The organism is Streptomyces sp. NPDC048441, from assembly GCF_043200235.1.
Classification (GTDB): domain Bacteria; phylum Actinomycetota; class Actinomycetes; order Streptomycetales; family Streptomycetaceae; genus Streptomyces.
This window is the reverse complement of sequence record NZ_JBICXM010000004.1, coordinates 343,464-362,928: the sequence shown is the minus strand read 5'-3', so window position 1 is coordinate 362,928 and position 19,465 is coordinate 343,464. Positions and strand designations below refer to the sequence as shown.

Sequence of the window (19,465 nt, the reverse complement as noted above, 5' to 3'; positions counted from 1 at the left end):
AATTTAGGTGCATCCGAGGACCTGGTCGTCATGCCCTCGTATCGATTGCCGGGCCTCCCGGAGGATGACCGATCGTCGGTCATGTACTCCCATGGGTGGAGACGGGGGCCTAGGTCTCAGGGTCTTCCCGGAGGGGGCGGGCGGCCTGCTCGGATGTGTCCTCCCGGGGGATGGGCTGTTCGACCAGAGCCAGGACGCGGGTCGCCATGAACCGCGCCGTCCGCACGACGGAGCCGCTGCGGGTGACTTCGCTCACTTCCACCACTCCCCTGCGGACCGCTGTCTCCACCCGGCGACCCGCTCGGCTCGCCACCACCTCGTACGTCCGCGTCGTGTCCCCGGCGTCCACGACTATCTCCACGCGATCACCCTTCACGGGATCAATCCCCCTTCAGCGACGGATGGTTGGGCAGCGCGGCGCACGCAACGGCCGCTCGCCCCAAAGCCCCTGACCACTCTTCAAGTTTCCCATCCGGCACTGACAATCGGTCGGGCCGTGAGGGCGCGGCCTCTGCACCTGCCCGGCCACGGAAACGTAAGCTGTGGCACGACAACGGACCGGGCAGCGGGGATGGACATGGCGATGATGCGGCTCCGGCGCGAGGACCCGCGTGTCGTCGGCTCGTTCAGACTGCACAGGCGGCTGGGTGCCGGCGGCATGGGTGTCGTCTATCTGGGGTCGGACCGGCGGGGGCAGCGCGTCGCCCTGAAGGTGATCCGGCCCGATCTCGCGGAGGACGAGGAGTTCAGGTCGCGCTTCGCGCGCGAGGTCTCCGCGGCCCGGCGGATCCGCGGGGGCTGTACCGCGCGGCTCGTCGCCGCCGATCTCGACGCGGACCGGCCGTGGTTCGCCACGCAGTACGTCCCCGGGCCCTCCCTGCACGACAAGGTCGTCGGAGAGGGGCCGCTCTCCGCGGCCGATGTGGCTGTCGTGGGTTCGGCCCTTGCCGAAGGGCTCGTCGCCGTACATGAAGCCGGAGTCGTACACCGCGATCTGAAGCCGTCGAACATTCTGCTGTCCCCGAAGGGGCCGCGGATCATTGATTTCGGTATCGCCTGGGCCACCGGCGCCTCGACGCTGACCCATGTGGGAACCGCTGTCGGCTCCCCCGGCTTCCTCGCGCCCGAGCAGGTGCGCGGCGCCGCCGTCACACCCGCCACGGACGTGTTCGCCCTCGGTGCCACCCTCGCCTACGCGGGCATGGCGGACTCGCCCTTCGGGCACGGCAGTTCAGAGGTGATGCTCTACCGTGTTGTCCATGAGGAGGCGCAGCTCGGCGGAGTGCCTGACGCGCTCGCCCCGCTCATCAGGGCCTGCCTCGCCAAGGACCCGGAGGAACGTCCCAGCACGCTCCAACTGTCGCTGCGGCTCAAGGAGATCGCGGCCCGTGAGGCGCAGGGCCTCGGCGACACGAGACCGCCCGCGCCCCGGCAGGACCAGGACAGGCCCACGGGACGCATGGCCGCCGAGTACGCGGACCAGCGCACCCAGCGGCGTCATCCGCAGGGCACTCCCCCACCGCGTCCCAGCTCGTCACGGCCGAATTCCTCGCGGGCCGGGTCGGCGAGCAGCGGGTCGTCACGCACCGGTTCATCGCGCACCGGGTCGTCGCGGCCGAATTCCTCGCGGGCCGGGAACAGTTCTTCGCGGCCAGGATCGCGCCCCGCGCCGTCGAGGAACACGACCCGTTCCGGCGGCAAGCGGCGTCCCGCCAATCCGCGGCTCCTTCGCCAGCGGCTGTTCGTCTTCGTGGTCGTCACGCTGCTGGTGGCCCTGGGGATCGCGGCAGCCCAGGGGTGCCAGGGGCCCGCGCGCGGGCTCGGTGGCGGGCAGGGCGTGCCCGGCGTACAGCAGCAGGACCAGCGGCCGGACCCCGGGCCGGGTTCTCAGAGCTGAGGGCGTCCCGTCGCCACCGCGTAGAACGCGACCGCCGCCGCCGCTCCCACATTGAGGGAGTCGACGCCGTGCGCCATCGGGATACGGACCCATTCGTCGGCGGCGACCAGCGCCTGCGTGGAGAGGCCGTCGCCCTCCGCCCCGAGCATCAGCGCCACCCGGTCCATACGGTGGGGCGCGGCCTCGTCCAGGGTCTTCGCCTTCTCGTCCGGGGTGAGCGCGAGGAGGTTGAAGCCTGCTTCGCGTACGCCCTCAAGACCCTTGGGCCAGGATTCGAGGCGGGCGTAGGGGACGGAGAAGACCGCGCCCATGGAGACCTTCACCGAGCGGCGGTAGAGCGGGTCGGCGCAGTCCGGTGAGAGCAGGACCGCGTCCATGCCGAGGGCGGCGGCGCTGCGGAAGATCGCGCCGATGTTGGTGTGGTCGTTGACCGACTCCATGACGACGACGCGGCGCGCAGTGGTGAGGAGTTCGTCCGACGTCGGCAGCGGCTTGCGCTGCATCGAGGCGAGTGCGCCGCGGTGCACGTGATAGCCGGTGACCTGCTCGGCCAGGTCGGGGTTGACCGCGTACACGGGGGCCGGGACCTCGTCGATGACGTCCCGCATGACGTCGACCCACTTCGCGGAGAGCAGCATCGAGCGCATCTCGTAGCCCGCCTGCTTGGCCCGTCTGATCACCTTCTCGCCCTCGGCGATGAAGAGGCCCTCGGCGGGCTCGCGCTTGCGGCGCAGTTCGACGTCGGTCAGGCCTGTGTAGTCGCGCAGGCGCGGATCGGTGGGGTCGTCAACGGTGATGAGATCAGCCACAGGGTGATACTGCCTTGTCCTGGGTGTGGTGCCAACGCCTGGGGGCGAGTTGGGTTACCGGTGGTTACGCGGGGGCTCTGGGTGGCTACGCGGGGCTGTGCGGACCCACGTTCACCACGTCGCCGATGACGATGACCGCCGGGGGCTTCACCTCGTGGGCGGCAACCTGGGCGGCGACCGTGGAGAGGGTGGCGTCCACACGGCGCTGGGCCGCGGTGGTGCCCTCCTGGATCAGCGCCACGGGGGTCTCGGGCGACCGGCCGTGGGCGGTGAGCGTCTCGGCGATCCTGCCGATCTTGTCCACGCCCATCAGGACGACGAGGGTGCCGCGCAGCTTGGCCAGGGACGGCCAGTCGACCAGAGAGCGCTCGTCGTCGGGCGCGACGTGACCGCTGACCACCGTGAACTCGTGGGCGACGCCTCGATGCGTGACGGGGATGCCCGCGGCGCCGGGGACCGAGATCGAGCTGGAGATGCCGGGGACGACCGTGCAGGGGATGCCCGCTTCGGCGAGTGCCTGGGCCTCTTCCATGCCGCGGCCGAAGACGAAGGGGTCGCCGCCCTTGAGACGTACGACCGACTTGCCCTGCTTCGCGTGCTCGATGAGGGCGTTGTTGATGGCCTCTTGGGCCATGAAGCGGCCGTACGGGATCTTCGCGGCGTCGATCACCTCGACGTGCGGCGGGAGTTCGTCGAGGAGGTCGCGGGGGCCGAGCCGGTCGGCGATGACCACGTCCGCCTCGGCGAGGAGGCGCCGGCCGCGGACCGTGATGAGGTCCGGGTCGCCGGGGCCGCCGCCGACGAGGGCGACGCCGGGGGTGCGGGTGCGGTGGTGCGGCGCCACGAGGGTGCCGTCGCGCAGGCCCTCGACGACCGCGTCGCGGATGGCGGCGGTGCGGCGGGGGTCGCGGCCGTGGATGTCCGTGGTCAGGACGGCGACCGTGACGCCTTCGGAGCGGCCCGTCGCCGGGGTCAGGGCGGTGGCGGCATCGGCGTCGTCGGAGCGGACGCACCAGACGCGGTGCGCTTCCGCTTCCGCGGAGGCCGCCGTGTTGGCCTCGCTGTCGCTGGTGGCGATCAGGGCGTACCAGGCGTCCTTGAGGTCGCCGTGCTCGTAGCGGCGGCGCTCCCAGGTGATCTCGCCCGAGTCCGCCATCGCCTCCACGGACGGGGTCGCCGTCGGCGATACGAGGAGGATGTCGGCGCCTGCCGCGATCAGGGCGGGGAGGCGGCGCTGGGCCACCTGACCGCCGCCGAGTACGACTGCGCGTCGGCCGGTGAGGCGGAGGCCTACGGGGTAGGCGGGGTTTTCTGCCATGTCGTTGCGGCTCCTCGCGAGGCGGGGTTGTGCTGGCCGCTGCGGCGGTGGAGCGGCGCTGACGTGCGGGTTCACTCTACGGCCCCACTCGTCTGCGGGCCGTGGGCGTTTGTGCCCACCTGTTCCATCCCCCAGTGCCTGAAGGGCCTGGGGGGGGGGACCCCCAGGCGGAACGGGTGGGCACAAACGGGGCGGCTCACGGGGTGGGCAGAGCCTGCGGAAGGCCTGCCCTCCCCGTGTCGGGCACGGCTACTTCTCGGTTACGCCCGCCGAGTCGAACGTTGCCACCTCGTGCATCGCCCTTGCCGCGCTCTGGACCACCGGGAGTGCCAGGAGGGCGCCTGTGCCCTCGCCGAGGCGGAGATCCAGGTCGACCAGGGGGCGCAGGCCCAGTTTGTTGAGGGCTGCCACGTGGCCCGGCTCCGCGCTGCGGTGGCCCGCGATGCAGGCCGCGAGGACCTCGGGGGCGATGGCACGGGCGACCAGGGCCGCCGCGCCCGCGCTCACGCCGTCCAGGATCACGGGGGTACGGAGGGAAGCGCCGCCGAGCAGCAGGCCCACCAGCGCCGCGTGTTCCAGGCCGCCGATCGCCGCGAGGACGCCGATCGGGTCCGCCGGGTCGGGCTTGTGAAGCTCCAGGGCACGGCGTACGACGTCGACCTTGCGGCTGTGCATCTCGTCGTTGATGCCGGTACCACGGCCGGTCACCTCACCCGGGTCCGTGTCCGTGTAGACGGAGATGAGGGCCGCGGACGCTGTCGTGTTCGCGATGCCCATCTCGCCGGTGAGCAGGCCCTTGTTGCCCGCCGCCACCAGGTCGCGGGCCGTCTCGATGCCCACCTCGATGGCCGCCTTGACCTCCTCGCGGGTCAGGGCCGGGCCCGTCGTCATGTCCGCCGTACCCGCACGGATCTTGCGGGGCAACAGGCCGGGAGTAGCCGGGAGTTCACTCGCCACGCCCACATCGATGACGCAGACCTCGGCGCCCACCTGGTTGGCGAAGGCGTTGCAGACCGCGCCGCCGCCGAGGAAGTTGGCGACCATCTGCGCGGTCACCTCCTGGGGCCAGGCGGTGACGCCCTGGGCATGTACGCCGTGGTCGCCCGCGAAGATCGCGACGGCCGCGGGCTCCGGGATCGGCGGCGGGCACTGCCGGGAGAGCCCGGAGAGCTGCGCGGAGATGATCTCCAACATGCCGAGCGCGCCCGGCGGCTTGGTCATGCGCTTCTGCCTGTCCCACGCCTCGCCGAGCGCCTTCGCGTCCAGCGGCCGGATGTGGGAGACGGTCTCGGCGAGCAGGTCGTGCGGCTCCTCGCCGGGCAGGGCACGGCGGCCGTACGTCTCCTCGTGGACCACCCAGGAGAGCGGGCGGCGCTTGGACCAGCCTGCCTGCATCAGTTCGGGCTCGTCGGGGAACTCGTCGACGTAGCCGACACAGAGATAGGCCACCACTTCGAGGTGCTCGGGCAGGCCGAGGGTTCTGACCATCTCGCGTTCATCGAAGAAGCTGACCCAGCCGACGCCGAGGCCCTCGGCGCGCGCCGCGAGCCAGAAGTTCTCGACGGCGAGGGCGGAGGAGTACGGCGCCATCTGCGGCTGCGTGTGACGGCCGAGGGTGTGGCGGCCGCCGCGGGTCGGGTCGGCGGTGACGACGATGTTCACCGGGGTGTCGAGGATGGCCTCGATCTTCAGTTCCTTGAACTGCTTCGCGCGGCCCTTGGGGAGCGACTTCGCGTACGCGTCCTTCTGGCGCATGGCCAGTTCGTGCATCGTGCGGCGGGTCTCCGCCGAGCGGATGACGACGAAGTCCCAGGGCTGCGAGTGCCCCACGGAGGGCGCCGCGTGGGCCGCCTCCAGGACGCGGAGGAGGACCTCGTGCGGGATGGCGTCGCTGCGGAAGCCGTTGCGGATGTCGCGGCGTTCGCGCATGACGCGCAGGACCGCTTCGCGTTCGGCGTCGTCGTACGCGGGCGCGGCGGGGGTTTCCGTGTGCGGGGCCGGGGCCGGGACCGGGTCCGCGGGGGCAGGCTCTTCGGCGACCTCCGCCGGGTGAGCGACCTCCGCCGCCTGAGCGGGCTCGGGTTCGGGTTCGGCCACGGGCGCTGCTGCCTCCGGCTCCGGGGCCGGGGCCGGCTCCGGCTCGTCGGCGGTCACGGCCGCCGCTTCCGGCGCTTCCGGCGCTTCGGCGGGGGCGTCGATCACTTCGAGGGGCGTGGCCTCGGCCACGGGCACTTCCGCCTCGTCCGGTACGGGAGTTACTGCCGCAGGCTCTCCCCCGTCACGCGGCGCGGGCACGGTGGCCTCGGGCTGCGGGGCGGGCTCGGCGGAGTCGATGAGCGCCGACGGCTCCTGGGCTTCCTGGGCGTCAGGGGCGTCCGGGGCGGCTTCTTGTACGGCTTCCGGTGCGGGGGCCTCAGGCTGCGGGGCCGGGGCCTCGAAGTGCTCCGGCGGTACGGACAGGGGGTGCGGCGGTGTCGGTGCCAGGTGGGGCGTGGTCGGCACCGAACCCTCGACCGGCACGAACTGGCCGAGGGGCGCGGGAGCGTGGGCCGCGGGGGTGTCTGTGTACTGGGGGGCCTGGGGGGCCTGCGGGGCCTGCGCAAGGTGCGGGCCCTGGGGCGCGTGCGCGGCGCCCTGGAGCGGTGCGTCCGACCAGGGCTGTGCGGCGGCCACGGCGAACTGCGGCAGGCCGGAGCCCGAGGCGTGTGCGGGCATACCGACGGCTGACAGCTGCGCCTCGTCGACGGGGAGCGGGAACTCCTGGCTCGCTTCCGGAGCGGGCGCGGCCTGGCCCACGGCCAATGACTGCTCGGCGGCCACGGCGAACGCGGGCTGCCCCACCTCGGCGACGGAGTGCGCGAACTGGTCGGCGGCCTCGGTGCCCTGCGTGATCGCGGGGTCGGCGGCACCCGCAGCCTGCGGGAAAGCGGCGGCGGGCGTTCCGGCTGCCGGGGTTTCGGGAGTGGCAGGAGCTACAGGAGTGGCAGGAGTGGCCTCTGCGGGCTGGGGCAGCTCAGCGGCCTGTGCGGGCTGCGGAGTCGGCGACTCAGCGGCCTGTGCGGGCTGCGGAGTCGGCGCGGCCTCGGCGGCGAGCGAGTCCTGCGTGACCTGTGCGCCCTGCGTGCCGTGTGTGACCTGTGCGTCCTCTGATGCCGGAGCGGCCTCCGGGACGACCGTTTCTGCTGGTTCGACAGCCTGCGCGGGCTGAGACGGCTGCGGCGTCCACGGCGTCGCCCCCTGGGGCGTGATCTCACCGAGCTGCGGACCCGGCAGCATCCCTTCCTCGTCACGCGGGATGTCGAGGTACTCGGGCCCCACGGTCGGCGGCCCCGCGTGCCGCACGGGCACGGCGTGCTGCGGCGCACCACTGGGGCCGCGGTCGGCGAGGGAACGTACGGGACTGCCCGTGCCGTCCGGCACGACGGGCCCCGAAGGCCCCCGGTGGAGCGGGCGGCGGGCAGGGCCCTGGTGCGACGCGGACGTCCCGGCATGCGCGCCGGGCAGCTGGACGCCGTTCAGATCGACCGAGCCGCTGTCGCGCCCCGCCGTCTCGTGCGGGCCCGGCTGGTGCACGACCTGCGGCTGCGGCTGACCGGCCGGGTACGAGTCCGCCACCGGCTGACCGGTCGCGTGCTGGCCCACAGGCTGAGCAACCGGCTGCTGCTGATACTGACCGGCCACGGGCTGAGCGACCCCGTGCTGAGCGGTCACCGGCTGCTCCGGCTGCGGCTGAGCCGACTGCGGCTCGCTCCAGGCGCCCTGGGAGCCCGGCATGAGGAGCAGGTCGTCGTCTTCGGCGGTGGCGACGCTCTCGGCGGGATTTTCGGAGGGGTCGAGGTAGGTGTACGCACCCGGGGCGGGGACGCCCGGCTGCTCCACCATGCCTGCGTTCTCCGGCAGTCCCTCGCCCGGGACCTGGCCGGTGTCGGTCATGCGTAACCCCTCGCCCATCGGTTAGTGCTTCTTCGACCGCCCCTCAGCCTTCGGCCGGGGAAGCCCCATTGCCCGGAGCGGCGCACCGACCGCCCGTCCTTCTCAACGAGCGTGCGCGCCGCGCGGCACGAACCGCGTACGGACTACAGGCATTGTCCCGGTCGGCATGCCTCCGCGGCAGCTTGATCCGCAACGGCCCGCTGTGGACTGCGCCACGTTGCGCGCCCTCCGGTCCTGCCGTACCACACACCCCCCAAAACGGGCGAGTTTTCCGGACATTGACCAACTATTTGCCGGGCACTCGGGTGCGGTACAACGATCGGCCAGCCTACCCCGCACCGTGGCGCGGCAGGGTCACGGGGCGCGATCGGGCAACTGTCCGGAGAGCAGGAACACCACGGTCCGCTCCCGCTCCGTCCACGCGCGCGTGTCGAGCTCGACGGACTGGAGCAGCGCGCACTCCACCACGTATCCGTGCTCCGTCAGGTCCCTGCCGATGAGTTCGGCCGCGTCACGGGTCGACGCGTGCGTCACGATGCGTGCCGGGCGGCGGTCGGCGACGGCGGAGACCACCGCGACTCCCCCGCCCCCGACGCGTACGACATCGGGCTCGGGAAGGTCTTCGAGGATGTACGGCGCCGTGCCGTGCACGATCTGCGGCTGTACGCCGAAGTGGCGGGCGACCGCCGTGGTGCGGGCGCAGGCGTCGGGGTCGGCATCGACGGCGATGACGGCGGCGCCGAAGCGCGCGGCCTCCGCGGTGAAGGCGCCACTGCCGCAGCCGATGTCCCAGACCAGGTCGCCCACGCGCGGGCCGATGCGGGCGAGTTGGGCGGCCCGTAGCCGGTCGCTCTCGCCCTCGCCGAGCTGGGCGTCGCCGCCGTAGGCGGGGGCGGGCAGCGCCCAGCCGCGCGGAGTTCCCTGGTCGCGTCCCGCGATCCAGCCGGTGTCGGACGCGGCGACCGGGCCGCCCATGACGATCACGACGTTCGGGTCGCGCCAGGTGTGGTCGGCTGCCTTGTCCGAGGTGAGAACGGTGACCTGTTCGCGCTCGGTGCCGAGCTCCTCGCAGATCACGAAGGTGCGGTGGACACCATCGAGCAGCAGTCCGAGCTCGGCGGGGCCCGCACCCGGCGAGGTGAGGACGGCGACCTTGGTGTGTGCGCGGCAGACATTCACCGCGCGGCGCAGGGTGCGGGGGTGGGCGACGACGACCTCGGCGTCGTCCCAGGGCATCCCGGCGCGGGCGAAGGCCTGGGCGACGGAGGAGACGGCGGGCACCACTTCGACCTCGAGGCCGAATTCGGGGGCTCGCAGGGTGCGTACGACGCCGAAGAAGCCCGGGTCGCCGTCGGCCAGGACGACAGCGGTGCCGCGGTGCGCCGCGATGCGGCGGGCGGCCAGGCTCACGCTGCCGAGGCGGATCCTTTCGGCGCCCCCGGGCACTTCGGAGAGCGCCAGATGGTGGGCGGCGCCCGCGACGAGGGTGGCGGCGCCGAGCGCCGAGCGTGCCGCGGCGGTCAGCGGCGAGCCGTCCCAGCCGATCACCGTGACGCGGTCGGCCATCGTCGTCAGTCTCCTGGGTTCGTTCTCGCGGGTCGTTCTGAGGGTCCTGGCGTCGCGTGTAGGGGGCAACCGCGTGCGACCAGGGGCGAGCGTACCTGCTGGGGCCCGGTGGTGCCCGAGGGGTCAGTTCCAGTCGGAGAACGCGCTGAATCCGCTGTCCGCGAGCTGCTCGCCGACTCCTTCGAGATCCTCGGGGAGCAGGCTCCAGATGATGAGGTCGGTGCGGACGTCGAGCCAGCCGCCGAACGGATCCCCGCCATTCCTCGTACGCGCTATCCAGGCGCCCCGCAGGACGCCCTCGCTGATGCAGCCGATCTTCTGGGCGACCTGCTGGGCGGCGGTGTTGTCGGCCGCGGTGCGCAGCTCGATGCGCTCGAAGCGCTGGTCGTTGAAGAGCCACTGGGCGGTGGCGAGCGCTGCCTCCGACGCGTAGCCCTCGCCGCGGGCCCAGGGGGCGACGACGTAGCTGAGTTCGCTGGAGCGCACGCGCCAGTCGGTGTCCCGCAGTTGCACTATGCCGACCAGGCGCTGGGTGAGGAACTCGGTGACGGCGAGGGCGATGCCGCGACCCTCGGTGCGCTCGGCGGGCGCGATCCGGGTGATCCAGTCGCGGGCGTCGTCCTCGGTGTAGGGCTGAGGCACGGAAGTCCAGGCGGTGACCATCTCGTCGTTCATCATCTCCGCGTAGGCGGAGACGTCGGCGTCCTCGAACGGGCGCAGCACCAACCGCTCCGTGCTGATGGAGATGTCAGGGAAGGTGGTTGTCATGCGCTGCTCCGTAACCTGGAACCCTCGGGCCTGCTGAAGAGCCCAGCATGCAGCATGTCGGCGCGCAGACCCACCACGGGGTCCGCTCCTTCATCAGGAGAGGACCCCGTGGTGAGGGCGGAAACGGACTGTGCGTCAGCTCGTTTCGACGGGCAGGACGGAGCCCTTGTACTTGTCCTCGATGAACTGCTTCACCTCAGTTGAAGTGAGCAGTTTCGCCAGCTTCTTGACGCGGGGGTCGTCCTCGTCGCCCTTCTTGACGGCGAGCACGTTGTTGTACGGATTGTCCTTCGGCGACTCGAGAAGGATGGCGTCCTTCTTGGGGTTGAGTCCGGCGCCGAGCGCGTAGTTGCTGTTGATGACGGCGGCGTCGACGTCCTCGAGGGCACGCGGCAGCTGGGCGGGTTCCAGCGGCTTGATGACCAGCTTCTTCGGGTTGGACGTGATGTCCTCGGGGGTCGCGGTCGTACCGGCCCCCTTCTTGAGCCCGATGACGCCCTTGGAGGCGAGGAGTTGGAGCGCCCTGCCTTCGTTGGTGGTGTCGTTCGGAACGGCGACGGTCGCACCGGCTGGCAGTTCGGTGACGTCCTTCGTCTTGTTCGCGTACACCCCTATCGCAGGCAGGTAGACCTCGGTGACCGGCACGAGATCCGTCTTCTTGGACTCGTTGAAGTCCTTGAGGTACGGGGTGTGCTGGAACAGGTTGGCGTCGAGGGAGCCTTCCTGGAGCGCGGTGTTCGGCGTGACGTAGTCCGTGAACTCCGTGATCTGGAGGTCGAGTCCCGCCTTCTTCGCGAGGTTGTTCTTGATGTACGTGAGGACTTCGCCGGCCGGGGTCGGGGTGGCGCCGACGGTGAGTGTGTCACCGGCGGCGCTTCCCGATCCTGAGGCCTTCTCCGTGCCGCACGCGGTCAGGCAGAGCGTGAGGGCGAGTGCCCCGGCGGCGGCCGCTATGACGGGCGTACGCATGATCAGAACGCCGCGACGACGGCACCGTCGTACTTGTCGTCGATGAACTTCTTGACCTCGGGCGAGGTGAGGAGCTTGGCGAGCTTCTTCACGCGCGGGTCGTTCTCGTCGCCCTTCTTGACGGCGAGGAAATTGCCGTAGGGGTTGTCCTTGGCGGGCTCGGCGACGATGGCGTCCTTGGCCGGGCTGAGCTTGGCCTCGAGCGCGTAGTTGCCGTTGATCACCGCGGCGTCGACGTCACCGAGGGAACGGGGCACCTGGGCCGCCTCGAGCTCCTTGAACTTGATGTTCTTGGGGTTCTTGGAGACGTCCTTGGGGGTGGCCTCGTAACCGACACCCTTCTTGAGCTCGATCACGCCGTTGTCGGCGAGGAGCTTGAGGGAGCGGGCCTCGTTGGTGGTGTCGTTCGGGATCGCGACCGTCGCGCCGTCCTTCAGGTCCGTGACCTTCTTGACGCTCTTGGAGTAGACGCCGAGCGGCTCCAGGTGCACCGTCGCGTTCGGGACGGGCACGATGTCCGTGCCGTTCTTCTTGTTGAAGTCGTCGAGGTACGGCTTGTGCTGGAAGTAGTTCGCGAAGACCTCGCCCTGCTGGACGGCGGTGTTCGGCGTTACGTAGTCGGTGAACTCCTTCACCTCGAGGTCGAGACCGGCCTTCGTCGCAAGGTTCTTCTTGACGTAGTCGAGGATCTCGCCCTGCGGCGTGGGGGTCGCGGCGACGACGAGCTTGCCGTCCTTGTCGCTAGCGGAGTCTTTGTCGGAGCCGCAGGCGGAGAGCCCGAGGGTGAGGGCTCCGGTGGCGAGGACAGCGGCGGTGATCTTGGTGGTGTTACGCACGAAAAGTGCCTTTCTCCATGGGTGGTACGCCCCGCGATGGGGTGTGCGGGGTGGTTCAGATCGAGGGGGTCGAGGGCGCGGGCGTCTTGAGCTTGAGCAGGCGCAGCTTGGGAGCGGCGCCCGAGTGGCCGCCGCGCCGGTGCAGCCTGCGGGCCGCGTAGTCGCCCGCGAACTGGATGACCGAGATGACGACGGCGAGGACACCGACGGTGATCCACATCAGCTCGGTCTCGAAGCGCTGGTAGCCGTAGCGGATGGCGATGTCACCGAGGCCGCCCGCGCCGACGGCGCCGGTGATGGCCGAGTAGCCGATGATCGTGACGATCGTCGTGGTGGTGCTGGAGATCAGTGAGGGCAGCGACTCCGGCACGAGGACCTTGCGCACGATGGTCCAGGTGTTGCCGCCCATCGACTGCACGGCCTCGACGAGACCGCCGTCGACCTCGCGCACCGCGGTCTCCACGAGCCGCGCGAAGAAGGGCGTCGCGCCGATCGCGAGCGGCACGATGGCGGCCTCGCGGCCGATCGTCGTACCCGTGATCATGCGCGTGAAGCCCATCAGAGCGACCATGAGGATGATGAAGGGCATCGAGCGCGCGATGTTCACGATCTGCCCGATGAGCTTGTTCAGGACCGTGTTCTGCAGCAGCCCGCCGCGGTCGGTGAGGACCAGCAGGATGCCGAGCGGCAGTCCGGCGACGACGGCTATCAGCGTCGACCAGCCGACCATGTAGAGGGTGTCCCAACAGGCCTGCTCCAGCAGGGGCTGCATCTCCGACCAGGTCACTTGGCACCTTCCTTGACCAGCAGCGTGGCGTCCTTCGGCGTGCTCACGGGATCTTCGCCCGCGATGTCCACCTGTAGTCCCTGCTCCCGCAGGAAGCCGATCGGGACGACGTTCTCCTCGAAGCGGCCCGGCAGCTCGATGCGCATACGGCCGACCTGCCTGCCCGCGACGGTGTCCATCGCGGCGCCGAGGATCGAGATGTCGATGTTGTACGTGCGCGACAGCTGGGAGATGACCGGCTGGGTCGCGGCTTCGCCGTGGAAGGTCACGTCGACGACGGTGCGGTCATCGCCCGTCGCCTCGCCGCTGACCGGGAAGAGCGCGGCGGCGAGCTCGGATCCGGGCGTCGCGAGCAGTTCGGTGACGGTGCCGGACTCGACGATCCGGCCGTTCTCCATGAGGGCCGCAGAGTCGCAGACGCTCTTGACGACGTCCATCTCGTGCGTGATCAGCAGGACGGTCAGGCCGAGCTGCCGGTTGAGGTCGCGCAGGAGCTGGAGGATGGAGCGGGTGGTCTCCGGGTCGAGGGCGCTGGTCGCTTCGTCGGAGAGCAGCACCTTCGGGTCGCCGGCGAGCGCGCGGGCGATGCCGACGCGCTGCTTCTGGCCGCCGGAGAGCTGCGCCGGGTAGGACTTCGCCTTGTCGGCGAGGCCGACCAGGTCGAGGAGTTCGAGGGCCTTGCGGGAGCGCTCGGCGCCGCTGAGACCGAGGATCTCCAGGGGCAGCTCGACGTTGTCCTGCACGGTGCGCGATGACAGCAGGTTGAAGTGCTGGAAGACCATGCCGATGCGGCTGCGCGCCCGGCGCAGATCCTTGCTGGCACGGCTGCCGCGGCCCGCGAGGGCGGTGAGGTCCTGTCCCGCGACGGTCACGGTGCCGGAGGTGGGGCGCTCCAGGAGGTTGACGCAGCGGATCAGCGAGGACTTGCCGGCGCCTGACTGACCGATGACGCCGTACACCTCGCCTTCGCGGACGTGCAGATCGACGCCGTCGAGCGCAGTTACTTCACGACCGCGTGAGCGGTAGACCTTGGTGAGGCCGGAAGTGGTGATCACAGGGGTTTCCGTCACTGTCGAGTGCGCGGCCGGGTAAAGCCGGGCACGGGGCATTCGTGGGGAACGCGGCACGGTTTCTCGCGGTGGCGAAAAGAACCGGAGGAGGTGTGCGCGGGGCGGGCTCGCTTCCTACGTCAGGTCGCCGGTAAGGCGTACGTCGCATAGGGGCGCGGCACAGCGGCTTCGCTTCGGGGCGCGATGCTCAGGGGTGGTGCGGGGGCCCTCAGAAGGCGCACATTCGACACATACAACGAGCACCGGGCGTCGTGATCGCCTCGGTCGCAAGGGTGCGGTTGCTCGTCGTGGTCATGTGGACCAGTAAAACACGCGTGCGTCCGCGACCCGCCCCGGCAGTCCGCTATACGGACAACTCGTGGACAGGTGCGGACGGCCGCGGACGCCGCCCTGCGGGCGCTCAGCCCGCGGTGACGATCTCCACTCCACCCGCGATGGCCTGCGCCGACACGGCCGAGAGGTCCTCGACGACGACATCGGCGGAGAGCTCGTCGGCCTGGTGCGTTGTGGTCAACGCCACGGTGGTCATGCCCGCCGCGCGTCCCGCCGTGAGACCGGCGGGGGCGTCCTCGAAGACCACGCAGCGCGCCGGATCGACGCCCAGCTTCGCCGCCGCGAGCAGGAAGGGCTCCGGGTCGGGCTTGCCGCGCGTGATGTCGTCGGCGGCTATGAGCAGCTCCGGGCGGATGCCGACCTCCGCGAGCCGGGCCTCGGCAAGGCGGCGCCCGGCGGAGGTGACGACGGCCCAGCGCTCCGGGGGCAGCGATCCGAGCAGCTCGAGGGTGCCGGGGAGCAGCTTGACGCCGCCCGCGACGTCCGAGACCTCGAGCTCCTCGATGCGGGCGACGGCCTCGGCCACACGCTCGGCGGGCAGCATGTCCGCGATGATCTCGGCGGCGGGGCGGCCGTGCAGCTCTACCCGGGCGAACGTCTCGGCGGTGATTCCGTACTCCTGCGCCAGGCGCGTCCAGCAGCGGTACACCGACTCCATGGAGGAGATGAGGGTGCCGTCGTTGTCGAACAGGAGCGCTTCAGCGTGGATCTTCATGGTGTCCGAGCGTACGGGCCACCCCAGGGGCGAGCGCATCGGGTCAGGTGCCACCCCAGGGGCGAGCGCATCAGGTCAAAGGGCCCGTAATAAAGTCACGTCATGCTTGTTGCCCTGACGATCGCGACCGCCGTGGCCGCGCTCGCGCTCGCCGCGTGGTGCGGTTTCGCCGCCTACCGGGACCAGCCGACCAAGGACTGGCACTTCATCGGCATGGGCGTGGTGACGTTCCTCGCCACCCTCCAGCTGATCGTCGGCATCGTCCAGCTCGCACGCGGCGAGCAGGCCGAGCAGGGCACGACGATCTTCGTGGCGTATCTGATCGGGGCCTTCGCCTGCATCCCGGCGGCGGGCTTCATGTCCCTCGCGGAACGCACCCGTTGGGGCTCCATCACGGTGGCCGCGGGTGGCGTGGTCCTCGCGGTGCTCGAAGTGCGGCTCTACGACATCTGGGGAGGCTGAGGTGACGGTGGCCGAGGAAGAGAAGCCGGGTGCCCGGCAGAAGCTGATCGGCGGGCCCGGCATCCTGCTGGTGTGGCTGTACGGGGTGATGGTGGTCGGTGCCGTGTCGCGCTCCGCCGTGCAGATCTCGACGGACTTCGACAAGGCCCCGCTCGCGTACACGCTGTCCGCCGTCGCGGGGCTCGTCTACGGCTTCATCACGTACTCGCTCGTGCGGGGCGGCGAGAAGGCCCGCACGGCGGCGCTGGTGTGCTGCGCCGCCGAGCTGGTGGGCGTCCTCGCGGTGGGGACCTGGACGCTGGCCGAGCCGTCCGCTTTCCCCGACGCGACGGTGTGGTCGGACTTCGGGATGGGCTATCTGTTCATCCCGGTGATCCTGCCGGTTACTGCGATCTATTGGCTGAACAGGGCACGAAGGGCCCGTTAGGGGCGCGAGGAACTGCGCGACCAGCCACGACCGGCCCGCAGTGCCCGTTCAAGCGCTGGCCACTTCAAGCGCTGGCCACGTAGGCGCTCGCGCCGACCTCCTTCGCGAGGGTGACGAGTGTGAGCCGGTCGTTCACGTGCTGGGTCTTCACCGCCGCGTAGCCATGCTTCCGGTACAGCTGGAGATTCTGCTCGCTGCGATGCCCGCTGAAGAGCTGGAAGCACTTGGTGGCGCCGCCCTCACCGAGGCGCCCCTCTATCGCGTCCAGGAGCCTGCCGCCCAGGCCGTGTCGCTGCATCCTGGGGTGGACGATGAGCTTGTTGATCCGCGCCGTGCCGTCGGGGTCGACCGTGCCGCGCACCGAGGCGACCACCTCGTCGCCGAGGCGGGCCACCAGCACGCTGCCGGTGGTCAGTTCGGCCTTGATGGAGTCGAGGGACTGCGTGAGCGGCTCGATGGAATAGTCGCCGTACAGCTCGGCCTCGCTCTGGTAGCACAGGTACTGCAGTTTGAGGATCTTCTCGGCGTCCTGTTCGTCCGCCTCCGAGATGGTCACGCTCATGCCCATGTGTGCATGCCTCCCGCTCACCTGCTCCGCCGGTTGTCTATCGCTCCTTTCCCCACGGTTCAGGAGCTGCAACCTCCGCCGCGAGCATTCTGCGCAGGCATCCCAGGCAACGGGAACGTTCCGGCCCCAGGCTGCCCTGTGACATTCCCAACTCGCCTGCGATCTCCCGGTAGGTGAGGTCCTTCGGGGAGAGCAGCGCCGCCATCAGGCCGGGGCAGCGGCCGGGCAGTCTGCGGACCGCCGCGTACAGGGTGCGGTCGCGGTCGGCCCGCAGGGCGCGCTGTTCGGGGCCGCGCTCGGTGTCGTCGGCTGGCTCGGCCGCGTACGCCACTTCGCGCTCCGCCGTACGCCGGGTGCGGCGGGCCTCGGACGCGACGGCGGCGCGCAGCCAGGTGGCGGGGTCGGCGGGTGGGTCGGCGGCGTCCATCCGTTCCAACAGACGCAGCCAGACGGCCTGTTCGAGGTCACCGGGGTCGGTGCCCGAGGCGTGGGCCGCGGCGGATGCCTCGGCGGCGAGGAGCGGACGCAGGGTGGGGATGAGCTCGTGAGTCATGCACGGCGGGACGCGGCCGCTCCGGCAGGAGGTTGCCGGAGCGGCCGTCTGTCACCCCAACCGGGGCCGGGCGATCAACGGTTGACGCGGCACCACAGCCCCTGTGTCACCACAGCCCCTGTGTCACCTCAGCCCTTGAGGAAGTCCTCACGGGCGAGCAGCGCGGTGTCGCAGTTGTCCGAGAAGAGCCCGTCGATGCCCGTGGAGAGGTAGGCCTTGAACGCGCCGAAGGCGTCTCCGTAGGCGTTCGGGTCGGTGCCCTTCTTGAAGTTCGTGGGCAGGAAGGTGTTCTCGTTGCGCATCGTGTACGGGTGCAGGATCAGGCCCGCCTTGTGCGCGTCCTCCACCAGCGTGGACGGGGTGCCCAGGCTGCCGTCCGGCTTCTTCGGGATGACCAGGTCGAGCGTGGGGCCGATGCCCTGCGCGAACGACGCCATCCACTTCAGGCCCTCGGGCTTGATGAGGTCGGCGACGGTGCGCGGGTCGCCCGCCTCGACGAAGTCCCAGGGGCGGGAGCTCGCGGTGGACAGGAGCACCACGCGCGGCGGGTCGACCAGCTTGCTCAGGCGCTGGAGGCTGCTGGGCTCGAAGGACTGCAGGAAGTTCGGCGAGTTCTTCTTGTGCCGCCCGTACTGACGAAGGAGCTTGGCCAGCGGCTCCTCCAGGCCGAGACCCAGCTTGCGGAAGTACGTGGGGTGCTTGGTCTCGATGTGCAGCCAGATCCGCCTGCCGTGCTCGCGGCCCTGCTTCTCGGCCCACTGGAAGACCTCCTCCAGGGTGGGCACGTCCCAGCGGCCGTCGTAGAGGGTGTTGCGCTGGCGGGTGCCGGGGATGCGCTCCTTGGCACGCAGCGTCTTCAGCTCGGCGAGCGTGAAGTCCTCGGTGAACCAGCCGGTGAGCGAGGCGCCGTCCACGGATTTGGTGGTCTTGCGGGACGCGAACTCGGGGTGCGCCGAGACGTCCGTCGTCGCGGTGATGTCGTTCTCGTGACGGCATACGAGATGGCCGTCCTTGGTGGGCACCACGTCCTGCTCGATGACGTGGGCGCCCATGTCGAGGGCGAGCTGGTACGAACCGAGCGTGTGCTCCGGCCGGTAACCGCTGGTGCCGCGGTGCGCCACGATCGTGGGCACCGGCAGACCCTTGTAACCCTCGTGCCCGTGCTTCGCGTCGGCTCTCGCCACGCCGGGCAGTCCTACGACGGCTGTGCCCGCCCCGAGGACCGCCGCTCCCAGTACCGCGCGCCGCCCCGGCCGCTGCTCCCCCGGCCCCGACTGCTTCGACTTCTGCGTACCCATAGAGCGCTCCTCCCGATGTGCTGCCTTGCACCTGACAAAGCGGCACGATCGTAGGTGTCCGCGCGTGACAGATGGGAGACCCTGGACCGAACGGAAGGGTGACGCCGGATGGCTACTGGTGTGCGGGGCGGGATCCGTTCGGTGGGTGTTGATGCGGTTCGGTGGTCCCTTCGTGCGGGGGCGGCCCGCTTCGAGGTGGCAGCGCGTGACCACCGCGCGTGACAAGGACCACTAGGACGAGCCACATCGTCCACACGGGGATACGGTCGTCACAGGGAGGGCGGTTCGAGGGCAACGCGACCCAAACTCAGGTCAACTCTGCGTATCGAGTACGTGAACCCGATGTGCGGTGAACGGGGACCCGCGAGTATCGTCCTCACCTGCACATACTCGTCGTTGACCCGTTGACACCGGAGGGCTCGTTGTCCCGTCTCGCGCTCATCAAGGCTGTGCTCGGACCGATCTTGCGTCTGATGTTCCGCCCACGGGTGGAAGGCGCCGAGAACATTCCGGGCACCGGTCCGGTCATCATGGCCGGAAACCACCTCACTTTCATCGACTCGATGATCATGCCTCTCGTCTGCCCGCGCCCGGTGTTCTTCATCGGCAAGGACGAGTACGTCACCGGCAAGGGGCTCAAGGGCCGCCTGATGGCCTGGTTCTTCACGGGCTCCGGCATGATCCCCGTGGACCGCGACGGCGGTCACGGTGGCGTCGCCGCCCTGATGACCGGGCGCCGCGTCCTGGAGGAGGGCAAGCTCTTCGGCATCTACCCCGAAGGCACCCGCTCCCCCGACGGCCGCCTCTACCGGGGCCGTACGGGCATCGCGCGGCTCACCCTGATGACCGGCGCGCCCGTGGTCCCCTTCGCGATGATCGGCACCGACAAGCTCCAGCCCGGCGGCAAGGGCCTCCCGCGTCCGGGCCGCGTCACGGTGCGGTTCGGTGAGCCGATGGAGTTCTCGCGGTACGAGGGCATGGACCGCGACCGCTATGTGCTCCGCGCGGTGACGGACTCCGTCATGACGGAGGTCATGCAGCTCTCCGGCCAGGAGTACGTGGACATGTACGCCACGAAGGCGAAGGCAGCCTGACGGCACGGGATATACGAGGAGGGCCGTACCCCGCGGGGTACGGCCCTCCGTCGTGCTCGGCA

At 70.5% G+C, this 19,465-nt stretch carries 18 protein-coding genes; 4 read left to right on the top strand and 14 right to left on the bottom strand.

All coding sequences use genetic code 11. The features are described 5' to 3' along the window. Positions 1-109 precede the first annotated feature (109 nt). The gene (locus ACGFSB_RS12790) at positions 110-376 is read right to left on the bottom strand and encodes a hypothetical protein (protein ID WP_363210965.1); all 267 of its coding nucleotides are present in this window, start codon (positions 374-376) and stop codon (positions 110-112) included. Between the two features lie 195 nt (positions 377-571). Between ACGFSB_RS12790 and ACGFSB_RS12785 the strand changes: the two genes are divergently transcribed. Beyond that, entirely contained in the window at positions 572-1,897 is a 1,326-nt protein-coding gene (locus tag ACGFSB_RS12785; RefSeq protein WP_393397742.1) for a serine/threonine-protein kinase, read from the top strand. Here ACGFSB_RS12785 and ACGFSB_RS12780 read toward each other — a convergent pair. The 10 genes from ACGFSB_RS12780 to ACGFSB_RS12735 all read right to left on the bottom strand — a co-directional run bounded on the left by ACGFSB_RS12780 (position 1,888) and on the right by ACGFSB_RS12735 (position 15,001). Continuing rightward, positions 1,888-2,706 carry a TrmH family RNA methyltransferase gene (locus ACGFSB_RS12780; RefSeq protein WP_393397740.1) on the bottom strand — a complete coding sequence of 273 codons (819 nt, stop codon included), beginning with the start codon at positions 2,704-2,706 and terminating at the stop codon, positions 1,888-1,890. The two genes, ACGFSB_RS12785 and ACGFSB_RS12780, sit on opposite strands and share 10 nt — an antisense overlap. Positions 2,707-2,791: 85 nt before the next feature. Beyond that, positions 2,792-4,024, bottom strand: a complete 1,233-nt coding sequence (gene cobA / locus ACGFSB_RS12775) for a uroporphyrinogen-III C-methyltransferase (protein WP_393397738.1) — start codon at positions 4,022-4,024, stop codon at positions 2,792-2,794. Between the two features lie 249 nt (positions 4,025-4,273). Then, positions 4,274-7,957, bottom strand: a complete 3,684-nt coding sequence (gene cobT / locus ACGFSB_RS12770) for a nicotinate-nucleotide--dimethylbenzimidazole phosphoribosyltransferase (RefSeq protein ID WP_393397736.1) — start codon at positions 7,955-7,957, stop codon at positions 4,274-4,276. A 354-nt stretch (positions 7,958-8,311) separates the two neighbouring features. After that, the gene (cbiE, locus tag ACGFSB_RS12765) at positions 8,312-9,523 is read right to left on the bottom strand and encodes a precorrin-6y C5,15-methyltransferase (decarboxylating) subunit CbiE (protein ID WP_393397734.1); all 1,212 of its coding nucleotides are present in this window, start codon (positions 9,521-9,523) and stop codon (positions 8,312-8,314) included. A 123-nt stretch (positions 9,524-9,646) separates the two neighbouring features. Next, the gene (locus tag ACGFSB_RS12760; RefSeq protein WP_393397732.1) at positions 9,647-10,291 is read right to left on the bottom strand and encodes a GNAT family N-acetyltransferase; all 645 of its coding nucleotides are present in this window, start codon (positions 10,289-10,291) and stop codon (positions 9,647-9,649) included. 135 nt (positions 10,292-10,426) lie between these two features. Continuing rightward, a complete protein-coding gene (locus ACGFSB_RS12755) occupies positions 10,427-11,260 on the bottom strand; it encodes a MetQ/NlpA family ABC transporter substrate-binding protein (protein WP_393397730.1) in 834 nt (277 codons plus the stop codon). A gap of 2 nt (positions 11,261-11,262) precedes the next feature. Continuing rightward, positions 11,263-12,096 carry a MetQ/NlpA family ABC transporter substrate-binding protein gene (locus tag ACGFSB_RS12750; protein WP_393397728.1) on the bottom strand — a complete coding sequence of 278 codons (834 nt, stop codon included), beginning with the start codon at positions 12,094-12,096 and terminating at the stop codon, positions 11,263-11,265. Between the two features lie 55 nt (positions 12,097-12,151). Beyond that, on the bottom strand, positions 12,152-12,883 hold the full coding sequence (locus ACGFSB_RS12745) for a methionine ABC transporter permease (RefSeq protein WP_393397726.1): 732 nt from the start codon (positions 12,881-12,883) through the stop codon (positions 12,152-12,154). Next, positions 12,880-13,938, bottom strand: coding sequence for a methionine ABC transporter ATP-binding protein (locus tag ACGFSB_RS12740; protein ID WP_393397724.1), 1,059 nt, complete (start codon positions 13,936-13,938; stop codon positions 12,880-12,882). The genes ACGFSB_RS12745 and ACGFSB_RS12740 overlap by 4 nt, the downstream gene beginning before the upstream one ends. A gap of 415 nt (positions 13,939-14,353) precedes the next feature. Beyond that, positions 14,354-15,001 carry an HAD family hydrolase gene (locus tag ACGFSB_RS12735; protein WP_393397722.1) on the bottom strand — a complete coding sequence of 216 codons (648 nt, stop codon included), beginning with the start codon at positions 14,999-15,001 and terminating at the stop codon, positions 14,354-14,356. Positions 15,002-15,103: 102 nt separating this feature from the next. On the opposite strand from ACGFSB_RS12735, the gene ACGFSB_RS12730 reads away from it, so the two are divergent. Both ACGFSB_RS12730 and ACGFSB_RS12725 read left to right on the top strand, forming a co-directional pair. Next, entirely contained in the window at positions 15,104-15,463 is a 360-nt protein-coding gene (locus ACGFSB_RS12730; RefSeq protein WP_393397720.1) for a hypothetical protein, read from the top strand. Between the two features lie 7 nt (positions 15,464-15,470). After that, positions 15,471-15,890, top strand: coding sequence for a hypothetical protein (locus tag ACGFSB_RS12725; RefSeq protein WP_393398070.1), 420 nt, complete (start codon positions 15,471-15,473; stop codon positions 15,888-15,890). A 64-nt stretch (positions 15,891-15,954) separates the two neighbouring features. On the opposite strand, the gene ACGFSB_RS12720 is transcribed toward ACGFSB_RS12725, so the two are convergent. From ACGFSB_RS12720 to ACGFSB_RS12710, 3 genes are all read right to left on the bottom strand, one after another. Continuing rightward, positions 15,955-16,458, bottom strand: a complete 504-nt coding sequence (locus ACGFSB_RS12720; protein WP_393397718.1) for a GNAT family N-acetyltransferase — start codon at positions 16,456-16,458, stop codon at positions 15,955-15,957. 37 nt (positions 16,459-16,495) lie between these two features. Continuing rightward, positions 16,496-17,011 carry a sigma-70 family RNA polymerase sigma factor gene (locus tag ACGFSB_RS12715; protein WP_393397716.1) on the bottom strand — a complete coding sequence of 172 codons (516 nt, stop codon included), beginning with the start codon at positions 17,009-17,011 and terminating at the stop codon, positions 16,496-16,498. Between the two features lie 128 nt (positions 17,012-17,139). Continuing rightward, on the bottom strand, positions 17,140-18,309 hold the full coding sequence (locus tag ACGFSB_RS12710; RefSeq protein WP_393397714.1) for a glycerophosphodiester phosphodiesterase: 1,170 nt from the start codon (positions 18,307-18,309) through the stop codon (positions 17,140-17,142). A gap of 473 nt (positions 18,310-18,782) precedes the next feature. On the opposite strand from ACGFSB_RS12710, the gene ACGFSB_RS12705 reads away from it, so the two are divergent. Further along, positions 18,783-19,403 (top strand): 1-acyl-sn-glycerol-3-phosphate acyltransferase, encoded by a 621-nt coding sequence (locus ACGFSB_RS12705; RefSeq protein ID WP_237330157.1) that lies wholly within the window; start codon positions 18,783-18,785, stop codon positions 19,401-19,403. Positions 19,404-19,465: the final 62 nt, after the last annotated feature.